Below are 712 nucleotides of genomic sequence, written 5' to 3'. Positions count from 1 at the left end.
GAGGACGCTTGCCACTTTGTGGTTCATGACTGGGGTGAAGTCGTAACAAGGTAGCGCTAGGGGAACCTGGCGCTGGATCACCTCCTTACGTAAAGATTGTGCATTGATGAGTGTTCACACAGATTGAATTGGTTTAATTAGTAAAGAGAGTATCTTAGTGTCCCGTTCGTCTAGAGGCCTAGGACACCGCCCTTTCACGGCGGTAACAGGGGTTCGACTCCCCTACGGGATACCACTTCTTTAATGAAGAAAATTGGGTCGTTAGCTCAGTTGGTAGAGCAGTTGACTTTTAATCAATTGGTCGCAGGTTCGAATCCTGCACGACCCACCATTCCTTCCACAGGAAGTAAAACAATGTGGGCGATTAGCTCAGTTGGGAGAGCACCTGCCTTACAAGCAGGGGGTCACTGGTTCGAACCCGGTATCGCCCACCACTCTCTAAATGTTCTTGGATAACAATATCCAGCCGCGCAAGTTTACTTAGGTGGCTGTATTATTGACGCTGAGAATCGTTAGAAAGTGTGAAAAACACTTTGCTCTTTAACAATTTGGAAAGCTGACAAAGTAACTTATCTTCATTGATGGGTTACTTGTAAAGTTCTCAATCTTTATCTTTTGATAAAGACCAAAAATACACATTCAAGTGTGCTTGGTGAAAAACATCTTCGGATGCTTTTCAAAATTGAGTCCGGCAAAATCTGTCTCGCACTCA

3 tRNA genes and 1 rRNA gene are annotated in these 712 nt (G+C 44.7%); all 4 read left to right on the top strand.

The features are described 5' to 3' along the window. Window positions 1-88, top strand: a 16S ribosomal RNA gene (locus FKQ60_RS17355); the annotation flags it as partial. Window positions 89-159: 71 nt separating this feature from the next. Further along, window positions 160-235 (top strand) — tRNA-Glu (locus FKQ60_RS17350). Window positions 236-255: 20 nt separating this feature from the next. Continuing rightward, a tRNA-Lys gene (locus FKQ60_RS17345) sits at window positions 256-331 on the top strand. A 27-nt stretch (window positions 332-358) separates the two neighbouring features. Then, a tRNA-Val gene (locus FKQ60_RS17340) sits at window positions 359-434 on the top strand. The last annotated feature ends 278 nt before the right edge of the window (window positions 435-712 follow it).

Source organism: Vibrio sp. A11 (assembly GCF_013048705.1).
Classification (GTDB): domain Bacteria; phylum Pseudomonadota; class Gammaproteobacteria; order Enterobacterales; family Vibrionaceae; genus Vibrio; species Vibrio metschnikovii.
Note: the sequence above shows the minus strand (reverse complement) of the source record. Positions and strands in the feature narration are given on the sequence as shown.